General features: G+C 73.0%; 16 protein-coding genes. 12 read left to right on the forward strand and 4 right to left on the reverse strand.

Annotated elements, in window-relative coordinates; translation table 11 throughout:
• A partial coding sequence (locus tag DKL51_RS21335) for an MFS transporter (RefSeq protein ID WP_438819668.1) occupies window positions 1-1,198 on the forward strand: 1,198 nt, incomplete at its 5' end.
• 10 nt (window positions 1,199-1,208) lie between these two features.
• Here DKL51_RS21335 and DKL51_RS21340 read toward each other — a convergent pair.
• The gene (locus DKL51_RS21340; protein WP_109947682.1) at window positions 1,209-1,565 is read right to left on the reverse strand and encodes an STAS domain-containing protein; all 357 of its coding nucleotides are present in this window, start codon (window positions 1,563-1,565) and stop codon (window positions 1,209-1,211) included.
• A gap of 160 nt (window positions 1,566-1,725) precedes the next feature.
• Between DKL51_RS21340 and DKL51_RS21345 the strand changes: the two genes are divergently transcribed.
• The 6 genes from DKL51_RS21345 to DKL51_RS21370 are packed head-to-tail and all read left to right on the forward strand — an operon-like array spanning window position 1,726 to window position 7,324.
• The gene (locus tag DKL51_RS21345; protein WP_109947683.1) at window positions 1,726-2,583 is read left to right on the forward strand and encodes an STAS domain-containing protein; all 858 of its coding nucleotides are present in this window, start codon (window positions 1,726-1,728) and stop codon (window positions 2,581-2,583) included.
• Complete coding sequence (locus tag DKL51_RS21350) at window positions 2,583-2,993, forward strand: STAS domain-containing protein (RefSeq protein ID WP_109947684.1); 411 nt, start codon at window positions 2,583-2,585, stop codon at window positions 2,991-2,993. The genes DKL51_RS21345 and DKL51_RS21350 overlap by 1 nt, the downstream gene beginning before the upstream one ends.
• On the forward strand, window positions 2,990-3,409 hold the full coding sequence (locus tag DKL51_RS21355; RefSeq protein WP_124812413.1) for an ATP-binding protein: 420 nt from the start codon (window positions 2,990-2,992) through the stop codon (window positions 3,407-3,409). Before DKL51_RS21350 ends, DKL51_RS21355 begins: the two co-directional genes overlap by 4 nt.
• The gene (locus DKL51_RS21360) at window positions 3,406-4,422 is read left to right on the forward strand and encodes a SpoIIE family protein phosphatase (protein ID WP_109947695.1); all 1,017 of its coding nucleotides are present in this window, start codon (window positions 3,406-3,408) and stop codon (window positions 4,420-4,422) included. The genes DKL51_RS21355 and DKL51_RS21360 overlap by 4 nt, the downstream gene beginning before the upstream one ends.
• On the forward strand, window positions 4,419-5,783 hold the full coding sequence (locus DKL51_RS21365; RefSeq protein WP_109947686.1) for a sensor histidine kinase: 1,365 nt from the start codon (window positions 4,419-4,421) through the stop codon (window positions 5,781-5,783). The genes DKL51_RS21360 and DKL51_RS21365 overlap by 4 nt, the downstream gene beginning before the upstream one ends.
• Window positions 5,784-5,785: 2 nt before the next feature.
• Window positions 5,786-7,324 carry a SpoIIE family protein phosphatase gene (locus tag DKL51_RS21370; protein ID WP_109947687.1) on the forward strand — a complete coding sequence of 513 codons (1,539 nt, stop codon included), beginning with the start codon at window positions 5,786-5,788 and terminating at the stop codon, window positions 7,322-7,324.
• Between the two features lie 319 nt (window positions 7,325-7,643).
• Here DKL51_RS21370 and DKL51_RS21375 read toward each other — a convergent pair whose 3' ends face one another.
• On the reverse strand, window positions 7,644-8,438 hold the full coding sequence (locus tag DKL51_RS21375) for a helix-turn-helix domain-containing protein (protein ID WP_109947688.1): 795 nt from the start codon (window positions 8,436-8,438) through the stop codon (window positions 7,644-7,646).
• 31 nt (window positions 8,439-8,469) lie between these two features.
• Between DKL51_RS21375 and DKL51_RS21380 the strand changes: the two genes are divergently transcribed.
• The 4 genes from DKL51_RS21380 (at window position 8,470) to DKL51_RS21395 (ending at window position 11,923) form a co-directional block, all read left to right on the forward strand.
• Window positions 8,470-9,042, forward strand: a complete 573-nt coding sequence (locus DKL51_RS21380; protein WP_109947689.1) for a TIGR03086 family metal-binding protein — start codon at window positions 8,470-8,472, stop codon at window positions 9,040-9,042.
• A gap of 88 nt (window positions 9,043-9,130) precedes the next feature.
• Window positions 9,131-9,265, forward strand: coding sequence for a hypothetical protein (locus DKL51_RS36540; protein WP_260428609.1), 135 nt, complete (start codon window positions 9,131-9,133; stop codon window positions 9,263-9,265).
• 82 nt (window positions 9,266-9,347) lie between these two features.
• On the forward strand, window positions 9,348-9,800 hold the full coding sequence (locus DKL51_RS21390; RefSeq protein WP_109947690.1) for a hypothetical protein: 453 nt from the start codon (window positions 9,348-9,350) through the stop codon (window positions 9,798-9,800).
• 2 nt (window positions 9,801-9,802) lie between these two features.
• Window positions 9,803-11,923 (forward strand): bifunctional polysaccharide deacetylase/glycosyltransferase family 2 protein, encoded by a 2,121-nt coding sequence (locus tag DKL51_RS21395; protein ID WP_109947691.1) that lies wholly within the window; start codon window positions 9,803-9,805, stop codon window positions 11,921-11,923.
• A 19-nt stretch (window positions 11,924-11,942) separates the two neighbouring features.
• Here DKL51_RS21395 and DKL51_RS21400 read toward each other — a convergent pair whose 3' ends face one another.
• Window positions 11,943-12,149, reverse strand: coding sequence for a hypothetical protein (locus DKL51_RS21400; protein WP_243422743.1), 207 nt, complete (start codon window positions 12,147-12,149; stop codon window positions 11,943-11,945).
• A 157-nt stretch (window positions 12,150-12,306) separates the two neighbouring features.
• Here DKL51_RS21400 and DKL51_RS21405 point away from each other — a divergent pair, with 157 nt between their 5' ends.
• Window positions 12,307-13,248, forward strand: coding sequence for a threonine ammonia-lyase (locus DKL51_RS21405; RefSeq protein WP_109947692.1), 942 nt, complete (start codon window positions 12,307-12,309; stop codon window positions 13,246-13,248).
• A gap of 35 nt (window positions 13,249-13,283) precedes the next feature.
• On the opposite strand, the gene DKL51_RS21410 is transcribed toward DKL51_RS21405, so the two are convergent.
• On the reverse strand, window positions 13,284-15,290 hold a 2,007-nt coding region (locus DKL51_RS21410; protein ID WP_148097821.1), incomplete at its 5' end, for a S9 family peptidase.

Consider the following 15,290-nt stretch of genomic DNA (forward strand, 5'->3'; position numbering starts at 1 on the left):
GACCACCTCCCCGGCCACCGGGGGTGCGCTGGTGCTGGTCGGCATGCTGCTGGTCGCGCTGAACCTGCGGGCCGCGGTGACCAGCCTCGGCGCCCTGCTCGACGAGATCCGGACTGGGCTAGGCCTCTCCGGCGCGATGGCCGGCCTCGTCACCACCCTGCCGACCATCGCCTTCGCCGGCCTCGGCGCGCTCACCCCGTGGCTGGTCCGCCGGTACGCCCCGGCCCGGGTGCTGGTGGTGGCCATGCTCGCGCTCACCGTCGGCCAGGTGCTCCGGGTGGTCACCGACTCGGCCCTGATCTTCGTGCTCACCAGCGCGCTGGCGCTGGCCGGCATCGCGGTGGCGAACATCCTCCTGCCGATGCTGGTCAAGCAGCATTTCTCGCACCGCACCGGCCTGGTCACCGGGGCTTACACGATGGCGCTCACCACGGGTACGACGGTGGCCGCCGCCTCGGCGGTGCCGGTGGCGCACGCCTTCGGCTCCTGGCGGGCCGGGCTCGGGATCTGGGCCGGGCTGGCCGCGGTGGCCGTACTGCCGTGGGTGCCGCTGGCGCTGCGGGCCCGCGCCGCCCGGCGGACCGCCACCCCGACGGCGGCCCCCGCGACCCGCGTGCGGATCCGCCCCGGGCGGACCCGGCTCGGCTGGGCGATGGCCACCTACTTCGGGGCGCAGTCCCTCAGCGGGTACGCGATCATGGGCTGGCTGGCGCAGCTCTTCCGGGACGCCGGATACCGGCCGGAGGCGGCCGGCCTGCTGCTCGCCGGGGTGACCGCGCTGGGCGTGCCGGTCGCGCTGGTGATGCCGACGCTGGCCGGTCGGCTGCCGACGCTGCGGCCGCTGGTGCTCGGGCTGACCGCCGCCTCCACAGCCTCCTACGTCGGCCTGGCGCTGGCCCCGCACGGCCTCGCGCCGCTCTGGGTGCTGCTGCTCGCCCTCGGCCAGGGCGCGTTCCCGCTGATCCTCACCACCATCGGGCTACGCGCCCGCACCGCGGAGGGGACCGTGGCGCTGTCGGCGTTCGCGCAGAGCACCGGGTACGTCATCGCGGCGCTCGGCCCGCTGCTCGTCGGCATTCTCTACGAGGTGACCGGAGGCTGGACCGCGCCCATCGGCTTCCTGCTGGTGGCGCTTGCCGTGCAGACGACGGCGGGCATGCTGATCGCCCGTCCCCGCTACATCGAGGACGAGCGTTGAGCGGAAACGGTCAGGAGGAGGCCGGCGTCGGGTCACCCGCGACGGCCTGCTCGACCGTCGGGTACGTGTGCAGCACCTCGACCAGGCCGCTGACCTCTAGGATGCGCAGCACACCGCGCTGCGGGGCGGCCAGCCGGACCACGCCGCCGGCCTCGTCGCAGCTGTTCTTGGCCCGGACGAACACCGACAGCCCGGTCGAGTCGCAGAACGACACGTCCGCCAGATCGAAGACCAGGCGGTTCCGCCCCTTGTCCAGCAGATCCGTGATCTGGTCCTGCAGCTGCGGTGCCGTCGCCATGTCCAGTTCGCCCGCGACCGACACGACGACCACGTCGCCGCGCTGTTCCGTGTGCACCGTCAGGGACATTCGCCGACCTCCTGTGTTCGGTGGAACGGTATCCCACGAGGCGGGTGGTACGCAGAACGGGACCGGTTACCGGTGCCGACGATCATTCTTTGCTTCGCGACAAGTAGTGTGCCTGCTCCGGTGGTAGAGTCCGGCCGGTCCAGAGTCCAGGGAGGTCACCATGGCGTTGAGCGCCGAAGAGAGTGGTCGGCTGGCCCGTCTGCTCAGTGAGCACGGCGAGCGGCTGACCCGGCGCTGGACGGAGATCGTCGCCACGTCGCTGCGCGGTCGCCTCAGCCAGGCTGAGCTTGCCCGGCAGGTGCAGGAGCTGCACCGTAGCATGATCGACGCCGGGGAGAACGGCCTCACCGACCTGTCCTCGGAGCAGGGCGGGGAGCTGCGCGCCGTGCTGGCCGAGCTGTCCCGTGGCCGCGCTCGGCAGGGCTTCACCGCCACCGAAACGGCGATCAGTGTCTACGCGCTGAAGGACGTCCTGCTCGAGCTGATGGAGGAGAACCACGAGGGAAGCGCGCTGCGCGACTTCGTCGCGTTCTCCGGGCTGATCGACCAGATGGGGCTCTTCACCTTCGAGACCTACACCCGGACCCGGGAGAGCCTGATCGCCGACCAGGCCGAGCAGCTGTTGGAACTCTCCACCCCGGTGGTGAAGATCTGGGAGGGCGTGGTCGCCGTCCCGCTGGTCGGCACGCTCGACTCGGCCCGTGCCCAGGTGGTGATGGAGCGGCTGCTCCAGACCCTGGTCGACACCGGCTCGCCGTACGCGATCATCGACATCACCGGCGTCCCGGCGGTGGACACCCAGGTCGCCCAGCACATCCTCAAGACCGTGGTGGCCGCCCGGCTGATGGGCGCCGACTGCATCATCTCCGGAATCCGGCCGCAGATCGCCCAGACCATCGTCGCGCTCGGCATCGAGTTCGGCGACATCGCCACCAAGGCGAGCCTCGCCGACGCGCTGCGCCAGGTGCTGCGGTTGACCGGCGTCGAGACCCGCCGCCATCAGCGTCGGGAGTCCTGATGGAGCGGGTGCCGATCCTCAAGATCGGTGACATCCTGCTGGTCTCCATCCAGGTCGACATGTCCGACCAGACGGCGGTCCAGCTCCAGGAGGACCTGGCCGAGCGGATCGTCGCCACCGGTTGCCACGGCGTGATCATCGACATCACCGCGCTGGACATCGTCGACTCGTTCGTCGGCCGGATGCTTTCCACCATCGCGTCCATCTCCAAGGTGCTGGACGCGGAGACGGTGGTCGTCGGGATGCGTCCCGCCGTCGCCATCACCCTGGTCGAACTGGGCCTGTCGCTGAACGGCATCCGCACCGCGCTGAACGTCGAACGCGGCATGGAGCTGGTCGCGGCGGCCCGCGGCGACGAGTGGGACGAGGTCGACGGTGACGAGGACGTCGAGACGACGGCCACGACATGACCGCCGGTGTCGACCTGGGCCGCCCGCAAGCGCAGGCAATCCGGAGCGACGAGGACGTGGTACGGGTCCGCCAGTTGGTGCGTACGTTCGCGGTTTCGGCCCGGCTCTCGCTGGTCGACCAGACCAAGCTCGTCACCGCCGCCAGTGAGCTGGCCCGCAACACCCTGGTCTACGGCGGCGGGGGCAGCGCCGAGGTGACCGTCGTCGAGGACGACCGACGGCGCGGCGTGCGGATCGTCTTCGCCGACTCCGGGCCCGGCATCCCCGACATCGACCTGGCGCTGACCGACGGGTACACCACCGGCGGCGGGCTCGGCCTCGGGCTGAGCGGGGCCCGCCGGCTGGTCGACGACTTCGACATCTGGACCACCGTCGGCGAGGGCACCCGGATCACCGTCACCAAGTGGTCCCGATGAACGGGGACGTGGTCCTTGACCACGGCATCTGGTTCCGGGGGGTGGAGAGCGGCAGCGCGGCCAGCGCGGTACGCCGGGCGGCCGAACGTCTCGGCGCGCAGCTCGAGCTGGGCGACCGGCCGGTCGCCGACCTCGCCATCATCACCGCCGAGCTGACCAGCAACCTGGTCAAGCACGCGCAGGAGGGGATGGTTCTGCTTCGGCCGGTCCGCCGCGGCGGGCGGGCCGGCGTCGAGCTGATCGCCGTTGACCACGGTCCCGGCATGGCGGACTTGACCGTTTCGTCACGGGATGGTCACTCCACCACCGGCACCCTCGGCATCGGCCTGGGCGCGATCGTCCGGCAGGCGAGCTGGTTCGACGGCTACTCGCTGCCCCAGCGGGGGACCGTCCTCGCCGTACAGGTCTGGTCGGGTCCGGCACCGGAGCCGTCCTGGGCCGGCGCGCTCACCCGGCCGATGACCGGCGAGCAGGTCAGCGGGGACGGCTACGCCGTCCGGGTCGTCGAGGGGCGGCAGCAGGTGCTGGTCTGCGACGGTCTCGGGCACGGGCCGCTGGCGGCCGCCGCCAGCGAGGCCGCGGTCGGCGCGTTCCGCGACGCGCCGAACGGTTCGCCGGGCGCGGTGGTGCGGCACCTGCACCGGATGATGTCGCACACCCGGGGCGCCGCGCTGGCCGTGGCCGAGCTGGACCCGGCCGGGGGCTTGCTCCGGTACGCCGGGCTGGGCAACATCGCAGCCATGATCGTGGTGGAGGGTGCTCGGCGGCGGGGCCTGGTCTCGCTGCCCGGCATCGCGGGCCACCAGAATCCGGTGGTGCGCGAGTACGACTATCCGTTCCAGGTGGGCGCGACGCTGGTCATGCACAGCGACGGGGTGGTCGATCGCTGGGACCTCGCCGACTACCCGGGGCTGGTCGGGCGGGCGCCGCTGGTGGTGGCCGCGACCCTGCTCCGGGACGCCGGGATCCGCCGCGACGACGCCTGCGTCCTGGTCGCCCGGGCGGAGCCATGACGGATCATTCCGCGTCCCAGCCGCTGCTCCAGATGGCGCTCCGGGTGGAGCAGGACATCTTCCTGGTCCGGCAGCGCGGTCGAGAGGTGGCCGGCGCGGTCGGACTGGAACACCAGGATCAGGTACGGATCGCCACCGCGCTGAGCGAGGTCGCCCGAGACCTGCTGCGCTCGTTCGGCGGTGCCGACGTCACCTTCGCCGTCGTCTTCGACGAGGCCGCCGGCCGCCTCGTGCTGCGGGCGGACCTCGCCCCCGTGCGGCCGCTCCCCGACGGCCGGTACGAGCCGCAGTCCGGCGCGGTGGCGCGCCTGGTGGACATGCTGGCCGTCCTGCACCACGCGGGCGATACGGTCGTGAGGATGTCCCGACGTGTCCCGGCCAACGCCCAGCCGCTGACTCCGGAGCGACTCGCCGAGCTCCGCGCCGAGCTGGGCCGGAGCGCTCCCGGCAGCGCGCTGGACGAGCTCGCCTCGCAGAACGAGCAACTGATCGCCGCCCTCGACGAGGTGCGCAGCCAGCGCGACGAGCTGGAGGTGCTCAACGAGGAGCTGCAGGAGACCAACCGGGGCGTGATGGCCCTCTACAACCAGCTCACCGAGGAGCTGGAGGAGACCAACCGCGGGGTGGTCGCGCTCTACGCCGAGCTGGACGAGAAATCCGCCCAACTGCGCGCGGCGAGCGAGTCGAAGAGCCGGTTCCTGGCCAACGTCAGCCACGAGCTGCGGGCGCCGGTCACCGCCATCATCGGGCTGGCCCGGCTGCTCGCGGACTCCGCCTCCGACCCGCTCACCGCCGAGCAGGCACGGCAGGTCGGCCTCATCCGCTCGTCCGCGTCCGACCTGCTCGGTCTGGTCAACGAGCTGCTCGACCTGGCCAAGGCCGAGTCGGGTCGGATCGAGCCGAACTGGACCGAGGTGGACCTGCGGGGGCTCTTCGGGCAGCTCCGGGGCACCGTCCGGGCGCTGGCCACCCGGCCCGAGGTGGAGCTGGTGGTGGAGGAGCCGCCGACTCCGGCGGCGGTCCGCTCCGACGAGGTGCTGCTCGCCCAGGTGCTGCGCAACCTGCTGCACAACGCGCTGAAGTTCACCGAACGGGGCGAGGTCCGGCTGCGGGCGGAACGAAGCGGCGACCGCTGGTCGCTGTCGGTCGCCGACACCGGTGTCGGCATCCCGCCCGAGCTGCACGAGCGGGTGTTCGAGGAGTTCTACCAGGTGCCCGGGGCGACCCGGGTCGGCGGCACGGGCCTCGGCCTGCCGTATGCGCGCCGGCTGGTGAAGCTGCTCGGCGGGACGTTGGAGCTGTCCAGCGAGCCCGGCCGAGGCAGCACCTTCACGGTCAACCTTCCCGTGGGCGGAGCGTGACGGTGGAGGGCGGGCGGGCGACCGTACTGGTGGTCGACGACAGTCGCACCAAGCGGTACCTGCTGGTCAGCTGGCTCAGCCGGGCCGGCTTCGAGACCATCGAGGCGGAAAACGGCGCGGAGGCGCTGGCTCGGGTGGAGAGCGAACGGGTCGACCTGGTGGTGCTCGACGTACGACTGCCGGACCTGAGCGGCTTCGAGGTCTGCGAACGGATCAAGGTCAGCCATCCGGCCACCCCGGTCATCCACGTCTCGGCGCACGCGATCGACGTCGTGGACCGGGCGCAGGGTCTCACCCGCGGCGCCGACGCCTACCTGGCCGAGCCGATCGAGCCGGAGGAACTGGTCGCCACCGCGCACGCGGTGCTCCGCTACTACCAGGCCCGGCAGCGGGCCGAGCTGCTTGCGGAGCGGCTGGCCGCGCTGGCCGACGCGACGGTGTCGATGCACGCGGCGCCGAACTTCGTCCGGCTGTTGGAGGCGGCGGCGGCGGGGGCGGCACGGATCTTCAAGTCCCCGGCGGTGGTGGTCGCGGAGACCTTCGAGGGCGACTGCCTGGCCGGAGTGGTGGCGGGGCCGGGTGCCGACCCATCCGTCGTGCCGTGGCTGGTCGAGGAGAGCGGGTTGCCGATCGGCGCCACCGTCCGTGTGGACGAGCCGGGTGCCTGGGGGCTGGTCGACTGGCCGGCGGGCGACACGGTGACCGTGGTGGCCGCCCGGTTGCGCGAGGACCGCCCCCCGCTGTACGTGGTGGTGCCGACCGCCACCCAGACGGTACGGACGCCGGTGCTGGTGCAGCTCGGCCAGGCGGTCGCCTCGGCGGTGGAGGCGCAGCGGTCCTTTGACGAGGAGCACCGGATCGCGGTCACCCTCCAGCGCAGCCTGCTGCCCCGTCGGCTGCCCGAGGTCGCCGGCCTCGACCTGGCCGTCCGGTACGAGCCGGCGAGCGCCCGGACGGAGGTGGGGGGCGACTTCTACGAGCTGGTGATGCTCGACGGGCATCTGCTGATGGCGATCGGGGACGTCGCCGGCCACTCGTTGCACGCCGCCACCGTGATGGCCGAGCTGCGCCACGCGGTGCGGGCGTACGCGGTGGAGGGGCACCAGCCCGGGGTGATCCTGGACCGGGTCAACGAGCTGATGCGTACCCTGCTGCCGAACGAGCTGGCCACCATCTGCGTGCTGCTGCTGCACCCGGGCAGCGGTCTGGTCCGGCTGGCCAGCGCGGGGCACCTGCCGGCGCTGGTCAGCGTGGACGGCCGGGTCGAGTTCATCCAGCAGTCGGCCCCGCTGCTCGGGGTCCGGGCACCCCGGCCGCCGGATCTGGAGTTCGTGCTCCCGGCCGGTGCGACGCTGGTGCTCTACACCGACGGGCTCATCGAGCGGCGGGACGCCACCATCGATGAGGGCATGGCGGCGCTGGCCGCGGTGGCCACCCGGGTGGACGACGACCTGGACCGCTTCTGCGAGCGGCTGCTGGTCGAGCTGGCCCCGCCAGAGATCCACGACGACGTCGCCGTGGTCGCCGTCCGCCGCCGCTGACCGTCGCCGGCTGGTTGCGCTGCCTCAGGACCATCGCCGTGACGGTCGGTGACGTGCTTCCCGCCCGCCGCCACCTCGGTGACCACCTTTGCTCTGCTTAACCCACCGCAACACCGCGCTGAGCAGCCCGTCGTCCCGACGGGGCCGGCCGGATGACCACCGCCGAGCGCGACGGACGGTAGCTGTTGCGTCCGGGGCAGCAGAGCAAAGGGGAAGAACCTGATGCTCCGGCCGGGCGCGTGGTGACGGAGCGTTGCGCCCGCTCGGCCCTGCGAAGCCCGTCGCGGCGCGAGGCCGTTCCGGCCGCGCCGGTCCCCGGTCAGCCGAGCGAGCGGGCGTACGCGGCGGGCGAGACGCCGGTGACCGCGGTGAACTCGCGGACCAGGTGGGCCTGGTCGCTGTAGCCCAGGTCGGCGGCGAGGGTCGCCCAGTCGATCGGGCCGCCCGCGGCCTGCTCGATCGCCTCCTGCAGCCGGTAGCGCCGGATCACCCACTTCGGACCGACGCCGACGTGGTCGAGGAAGAGCCGCTGCAGCCGCCGGGTGGAGACGCCGTGCTGCCGGGCGAAGTCGTCCACCCGCAGCAGCGTCCGGTCGGCGCGGATCTCCTCGACCAGCGCGGTCGCCTCAGCCGCGAGCGGATCCGGCTCGGGCGCCCACCGGGTGAGCAGGGCGTCCAGCCGGCGGCACCGGTCGTAGTCCGTACCCGGGCAGACCGGACCGTCGGTGGGCAGCCCCGCGTCGACGAGCGGCCGGCGCTGCCCGGTCAGCTCGGCCACCGGGCGGCGCCAGAAGGGCCGGAAGCCGCCGGGGCGGAACTGCACCCCGCTGACCCGGCCGGTGCCGTGCAGCGTGATGGTGAAGAGTTCGCTGCCGACGCCCGCCACCTCGGCGGTCTCCGGGCCGTCGACCTGACCGTGGAACACCACGTTGACCGCCGGGTGCGGCACCACCCGCTGGTCGAACGGCTCGGTCAGCTCCCAGTCGATGAGCCAGTAGTGCTCGACGTACGGTCGCAGCTCCGCCGCCGGAAGCCGCCGACGGAAGCGGACCCGCCGCAGCAGCCGGCCCGGGTCGAGGATGCCTCGACTGTCCCGGCGCGGGTGGTGTCGCATTTCTTCAAGACCACCTTCATACGCTGGCCCTATGACCACGAAGACTAGTGAGCTGCTGGCCGCGGCCGCACCTCGAACGGTGACGGTGGTCCGCGGGATCTCCGACGATCAGCTCGACCTGCCCACCCCGTGCCCCGACTACGCCGTGCGCGACCTGGTCAACCACCTCTACCAGGTGGTGGTCAACTTCCAGGCGCTCGCGCGCAAGGGGGAGGTGGACTGGTCGGCGAAGAACGACCACCTGACCGAGGGCTGGCGGGACCGCTTCGCGGCGGAGACCGTACGGCTGGTCGAGGCCTGGTCCGAGCCGGCGGCGCTGGAGGGTGTGTCGTCCGGCATGGGTCTGCCGCAGGAGACGGTCGGTGAGATGGCGCTGACCGATCTGACCGTGCACGCCTGGGATCTGGCCCGGGCCACCGGCCAGCGGCTGGAGGTCGAGCCGGAGGTGCTGGCGGCGCTGCACGGCTTCATGGACCGGATGGGCGACACCGGCCAGCAGATGGGTGCCTTCGGCGAAGCCGTTCCGACCGGCCCCGAGGCCACCGACCTGGACCGCCTCCTCGGCCGTACCGGCCGCGACCCCGCCTGGGTCCCCGCGTCCTGACGCCGCCCGCGACGCGGGCCGCCAGCTGTGCGGCGACCCGGCGACTCGCGCCACGTACGTCCGTACCGAATGGGTTCCGCGGGTCACCGTGGTTCCGGACGTACCGTGGGAACGGCTGGCCTGGCTCGGGGCCGGCGCCCTCGTCGCGGTGCTGGTGACCGTCGGCGTCGGACTGCTCTTCCTGCGGGCCAGCACCGCGGTGGAGGAGTTGCGGACGACCTGATGTGACAGGGCGACGGCGGGTGACGCTGTTGCAGCGGAGACCCGCCTGCGGGTCCCGAGCCGGGCCGCAACACCGGCGGAACGTGGAACATCAGGAGATCAGCAGCATGCAGAACCAGCCCGGCGGCGAGCCGCCGGTGTTCGTCGACCGGACCGGACGGCGTCGTCGGCTCACCCTGATCGCCGGTACGGCGATGGGCCTGGGACTGCTCACCAGCCTCGGCCTGATCCTCGCCGGCCTCTTCTTCGACTCGTCGGTGCCGCTGCCCGGCTGGTCGGACAACAAGGTGCAGCCGATCGAGGCCGGGGTGGATGCCCCGGGCAAGCCCGGCGGCGGAGTCAGCCCCAGCCCGCGGCCCGCGCCCAGCACCTCAGTGCCCGTGCCGGCGGCCTCGGCCACCTCCACCGCAGGCGTCACGACCGGCGGCACCACGACCACCGCCCCCGCTCCCCAGCCGTCCACCTCCACCGTGCCCGGCCAGGGCGACGAGCGGCGCAGCACCGCCAAGCCGAGCAGGACCCCGGGCAAGCCCTGACCATGGCCCGACACGTAGCCCGCCGCGCCCCCCGGGCGCACTGGTTGCTGCTCCTGCTGGGCCTCGTCGTCCTGCTCGCCGCGCTGAGCTTCAACGGTCTGGTCACCGGTGTCGGCGGCGGCACCGGACCGTCCCAGGCGTACGCGTCGCCCGCGCCGCGCCAGGTCACCACCGGCGGGCCGGTGCTGCGGCTGGACACCCCGACGCCGGTCACCCGCCGGATGCGGGACCGGACCATCGCGCTCACCTTCGACGACGGGCCGGACCCCCGCTGGACGCCGCAGGTGCTCGACGTGCTGCGCCGGTACCACGCCCATGCCACGTTCTTCGTGGTCGGCGCGCGGGTCAACGCGCACCCGGAACTGGTCCGGCGGATCCTCGCGGAGGGGCACGAGGTCGGCTCGCACACCTTCACCCACGTCGACGTGAGCGCGGTCCCGGCATGGCGGGCGCGATCGGAGCTGGCCTGGACCCGTACGGCGATCGCCGGCGCCACCGGCCGCGAGGTGACCCTCTTCCGGCCGCCGTTCTCGTCGGTGACCACGGCGCTCACCGCCCCCCAGTACGAGGCGCTGCGGGACGCCGCCGGCAGCGGGCACGTGGCCGTGCTCGCCGACCGGGACGCCAAGGACTGGCAACGGCCCGGAGTGTCGGCCATCGTCCGGGCGGCCACCCCGCAGGGCAGCGCGGGGGCGGTGGTCCTGATGCACGACGCCGGCGGTGACCGCAGCCAGACCGTGGCGGCCCTGGACCAGATGCTGCCCCGGCTGATCCGGGAGGGCTACCGGTTCACCACCGTCTCGGAGGGGATCGGCGCGCCGAGCTCCATGGTCCAGGCCACCGTCGGTGCCCGGCTGAGCGGCGCCGCGCTGCGCTGGGCCCAGGCCGGCGCCGGCTGGCTGACCTCGGCGATGAACCTGCTGCTCGGGGTGGCGCTGGTGCTCGGGGTGGCCCGGCTTGCGGTGCAGGTGGTCTGCGCCCGGCGGCACGTGCGCCGCGTCCGCCGGGGACGACGGCGCCGGCCGGAGGTGACCGCCCCGGTTTCGGTCATCGTGCCGGCGTACAACGAGGCGGCGAACATCGCGGCCACCGTGCGGTCCCTGGTAGCCAGCGGGTACCCGGCGCTGGAGGTGATCGTGGTGGACGACGGCTCCACCGACGGCACCGCGGACATCGTCGAGCGGATGCGGCTGCGCGGGGTGCGGGTGATCCGGCAGGAGAACGCCGGCAAGCCGGCGGCGCTGAACACCGGCATCCGGGCCGCCCGCGCCGACCTGCTGGTCCTGGTCGACGGGGACACCGTCTTCCAGCCGGACACCGTGTACCGGCTGGTGCAGGGCTTCGCCGACCCGACGGTCGGTGCGATCTCCGGCAACACCAAGGTCGCCAACCGCCGCGGGCTGCTCGGTCGCTGGCAGCACCTGGAGTACGTGATCGGCTTCAACCTCGACCGCCGGATGTACGACGTGCTGGGGTGCATGCCGACCATCCCCGGCGCGATCGGCGCGTTCCGCCGGGAGGTGCTGCTCGGGGTGGCGGGCGTCCCCTCCGACACCCTCGCCGAGGACACCGACCTGACCATGAAGGTGCTCCGGGCCGGCTGGCGGGTGGTGTACGAGGAGAGCGCGATCGCGTGGACCGAGGCGCCGTCCTCGCTGCGGCAGCTCTGGCGGCAGCGGTACCGCTGGTGCTACGGCACCCTGCAGGCGATGTGGAAGCACCGGCCGGCGCTGCACGAGTCGGGGGCGGGCGGCAAGCTGGGCCGGCGGGGACTGCCGTACCTGGCCGTGTTCCAGATCGTGCTGCCGTTGACCGCGCCGGCGGTCGACGTCTTCGCCCTCTACGGGCTGATCTTCCTGCCGTGGTCCGAGTTGGCGGTGGCCTGGCTCGGCCTGCTCCTGCTTCAGGGGTTCACCGCCGCGTACGCGCTGCGGCTGGACCGGGAACGCCTCGGGCCGCTGTGGACGTTGCCGTTCCAGCAGCTCGTCTACCGGCAGTTGATGTACCTGGTGGTGGTGCAGTCGGTGGTCACCGCCGTGGTGGGCAACCGGCTGCGCTGGCAGCGGATGGTGCGTACCGGAGAGGCGGCGGCGCTGGTCGGCGCGGGCCCGAGCGTCCGCTGACGCGCGGTCGCCCGGCACCTCAGCGGTTGCCGAAGAGGCCGGCGGACCAGGAGACCGCCAGGCCGATGACGGCCGAACAGCAGCAGATCACCAGGGCGGCGGCGACCACCCCGAGGATCACCCAGGCCGTCCCGCGCCGGGCCGTCGGCGTGGCCGTGTCCTCGGCTCCGCTTCGGCGCTGCTCGCCCTCGGCCTCCTCGTCGGGCCATCCCTCGCTGCCGGCCATGTCGCCTCCGTTCCGCTGGCTGTCGTGGCCAACCCAAGATCGCGCAGGGCCTTCCTGGTCGTTCGAGGCCGCTGGTTCCGGGATCGGGCGCGATCGTGCCCGAGCATGCCATCCGCCGGGACTGGGCGTGCGGTCGTCGCGGCGGCAGGATGGGGCGATGGATCTTGTCTCGCTCGCCGACGTACGGGCCGCCGCCGACGACATCGCCGGGACGGTGGTGCGGACCCCGTTGCTGCCGACACTCTGGGACGACGAGCTGTGGCTGAAGCCGGAGAGCCTGCAACCCGTGGGCTCGTTCAAGCTGCGCGGCGCGACCCACGCGGTCGCCCGGCTCGACCCGGCGGCCCGCGCCCGGGGCGTGGTGACCCACTCGTCCGGCAATCACGGGCAGGCGCTGGCGTACGCGGCTCGGGCGGCCGGCGTCCCGTGCACGGTGCTCGTACCCGAGGGGGCGCCGCAGGTCAAGGTCGACCGGATCCGCGCCCTCGGCGCCGAGGTGCGGCTCGTCCCGCCGGCCCGCCGGCTCGCCGAGGCCGAGCGGGTCGCCGCCGACACCGGGGCCGCGCTGGTGCCGCCCTTCGACGACCGGCGGATCATCGCCGGGCAGGGGACCATCGGGCTGGAGATCGTGGCGGACCTGCCCGACGTGGACGTGGTGCTGGTGCCGGTGGGCGGCGGCGGGCTCTCCTCCGGTGTCGCCACGGCGGTGAAGGCGCTCCGGCCGTCGGCCACGGTGATCGGGGTGGAGCCGCTGCTCGCGGCGGACGCCCGGGACTCCCTCGCCGCCGGGGAGGTGGTGGTCTGGGACGTGGAGCGGACCTACCGGACCAGCGCGGACGGGCTGCGTACCCACCTCTCCGCGCTGACTTTGGCCCACCTGGCGGAACGCCTCGACGGCATCGTCGCGGTGAGCGAGGAGGAGATCAGCGGGGCGATGGGCCGGCTGGTGCGGGAGGCCCGGCTGGTGGTCGAACCGAGCGCCGCCGTGGCGGTCGCCGCGCGCCTCTTCCACCGCGACGAACTGCCGGCCGGCCACACGGTCGCGGTGGTCACCGGCGGCAACGTCGACCCGGCGGTGCTGGGGTCGGTCCTGGCCTGAGCGGAGGGGCCTCGGCGGGCCCCTCCGCACGCGGGTCAGGACCGGCCGAGCCGGTCCAGGATCCAGGCGGTGATGAACGCCTCCTCGCGCCACGCGTCGTACCGGCCGCTGGGGCCGCCGTGCCCGGCACCCATCTCGGTCTTCAGCAGGTAGTCGCCCTGCGGGGCGACCGCGCGCAGCCGGGCGACCCACTTCGCCGGCTCGTGGTAGAGCACCCGGGTGTCGTTCAGGCTGGTCACCGCGAGGATCGCCGGGTAGTCGACGGGGGCCACGTTCTCGTACGGCGTGTACGACTTCATGTACGCGTACACGTCGGGGTCATCGAGCGGGTTGCCCCACTCCTCCCACTCGGTGACGGTCAGCGGCAGCGACGGGTCGAGGATGGAGGTGAGCGCGTCCACGAACGGCACCTGGGCGACGATGCCGGCGAACGCGTCCGGGGCCAGGTTGGCCACGGCACCCATCAGCAGCCCGCCGGCCGAGGCGCCCCGGGCGACGAGCCGATCGCTGGCCGTCCAGCCGGCCTTGACCAGGTGCCGGGCGCAGGCCACGAAGTCGGTGAAGGTGTTCTTCTTGGCCAGCAGCTTGCCCTGGTCGTACCAGCGCCGGCCCAGTTCACCGCCGCCGCGGATGTGCGCCACGGCGAAGATGACGCCCCGGTCGAGCAGGGAGAGCCGCGGGATGGAGAACCACGGGTCCATGCTCGCCTCGTACGAGCCGTAGCCGTAGATCACGCAGGGGGCGGAGCCGTCGCGTGGGGTGTCCTTCCGGCAGACCAGCGAGATGGGCACCCGGGTGCCGTCGTCGGCGAGCGCCCAGTCCCGGTGCTGCTCGTAGTCGGCCGGGTCGTACGGCCGCCCGTCCGGCCCGGGGCGGACCGGCTTCTGCTTGCGCAGCACCATCTGCCGGGTGACCAGGTCGAAGTCGTAGACCGAGTCCGGGGTGACCAGCGAGGTGTAGCGCAGCCGCACCTCCCGGGTCCGGTACTCCGGGTTGGCGTCCAGCCCGACGCTGTAGATCGGCTCGGGAAAGTCGATCTCGTACGCGTCGCCGCCGCCGACCGGGAGCACCCGCAGCCCGGTCAGCCCGTTGCTGCGCAGCGAGACGACCAGGTGGTTCTCGAACGCGTCGACCGACTCCAGCCGGGTGCCCGGAGAGTGCTCGATCAGCGGCGTCCAGTCGCCGGGCGCGTCGGCCGAGGTGAACGCGAGTGCGAAGTCCTCGGCGCCGTCGTTGTGCAGGATCAGGAACCGGTGGCCGTGGTGTTCCACCGAGTACTCGACGCCCTGCCGGCGCGGGGCGATGATCGCCGGCTCGCCGGTCGGGTTGGCCGCCGGGATCACCCGTACCTCGCTGGTGATCTTGCTGTGGATGTCGATGACCACGAAGCGCTCGGAGCGGGTCAGCTCGACGCCCACCCAGAACCGTTCGTCGTCCTCCTGGTGGACGACCACGTCCTCGCTCGACGGGGTGCCGACGGTGTGCCGCCAGACCCGGTTCGGTCGCCACGCCTCGTCGACGGTGACGTAGAAGAGCGTGGAGGCGTCCGTCGACCAGGCGGTGCCGTAGAAGGTGTCCGGCACCTCGTCGACGAGCACCTCACCGGTCTTCAGGTCCTTGACCCGCAGGGTGAACCGCTCGTCCCCGGCGAAGTCGGTCGAGTACGCCAGCCAGCGCCCGTCGGGGCTGACGTCGAAGGCGCCGAGGGAGAAGAAGTCGTGCCCCTCGGCGAGCAGGTTGCCGTCGAGCAGCACCTCCTCGCCGTCCAGCGGGGCGCCGTCCGCGCTGATCGGGGGCGCGCTCTCGCCGTCGCGGACGGCCCGGCGGCAGTGCACGCCGTACTGCTGCCCCTCGACGGTGCGGGTGTAGTACCAGTACCCGTCCTTGCGGGTGGGCACCGACAGGTCGGTCTCCTGGGTGCGCCGGCGGGTCTCCTCGAACAGTTGCGCGCGCAGCCCCGCCAGGTGCGCGGTCCGCGCCTCGGTGTACGCGTTCTCCGCGGTCAGGTGGGCGATCGTCTCGGAGTCGTCCTTGGCGGCGAG

It is taken from the genome of Micromonospora globispora (genome assembly GCF_003857015.1).
Classification (GTDB): domain Bacteria; phylum Actinomycetota; class Actinomycetes; order Mycobacteriales; family Micromonosporaceae; genus Micromonospora; species Micromonospora globispora.

What these genes read in the sequence shown, in the direction of transcription:
- DKL51_RS21365 (WP_109947686.1), top strand. Translation starts at nt 4,419, where the DNA reads ATGACGGATCATTCCGCGTCCCAGCCGCTGCTCCAGATGGCGCTCCGG.
- DKL51_RS21340 (WP_109947682.1), bottom strand. Translation starts at nt 1,565, where the DNA reads ATGTCCCTGACGGTGCACACGGAACAGCGCGGCGACGTGGTCGTCGTG.
- DKL51_RS21400 (WP_243422743.1), bottom strand. Translation starts at nt 12,149, where the DNA reads ATGGCCGGCAGCGAGGGATGGCCCGACGAGGAGGCCGAGGGCGAGCAG.
- DKL51_RS21360 (WP_109947695.1), top strand. Translation starts at nt 3,406, where the DNA reads ATGAACGGGGACGTGGTCCTTGACCACGGCATCTGGTTCCGGGGGGTG.
- DKL51_RS21345 (WP_109947683.1), top strand. Translation starts at nt 1,726, where the DNA reads ATGGCGTTGAGCGCCGAAGAGAGTGGTCGGCTGGCCCGTCTGCTCAGT.
- DKL51_RS21395 (WP_109947691.1), top strand. Translation starts at nt 9,803, where the DNA reads ATGGCCCGACACGTAGCCCGCCGCGCCCCCCGGGCGCACTGGTTGCTG.
- DKL51_RS21350 (WP_109947684.1), top strand. Translation starts at nt 2,583, where the DNA reads ATGGAGCGGGTGCCGATCCTCAAGATCGGTGACATCCTGCTGGTCTCC.
- DKL51_RS21355 (WP_124812413.1), top strand. Translation starts at nt 2,990, where the DNA reads ATGACCGCCGGTGTCGACCTGGGCCGCCCGCAAGCGCAGGCAATCCGG.
- DKL51_RS21380 (WP_109947689.1), top strand. Translation starts at nt 8,470, where the DNA reads ATGACCACGAAGACTAGTGAGCTGCTGGCCGCGGCCGCACCTCGAACG.
- DKL51_RS21405 (WP_109947692.1), top strand. Translation starts at nt 12,307, where the DNA reads ATGGATCTTGTCTCGCTCGCCGACGTACGGGCCGCCGCCGACGACATC.
- DKL51_RS21375 (WP_109947688.1), bottom strand. Translation starts at nt 8,438, where the DNA reads ATGCGACACCACCCGCGCCGGGACAGTCGAGGCATCCTCGACCCGGGC.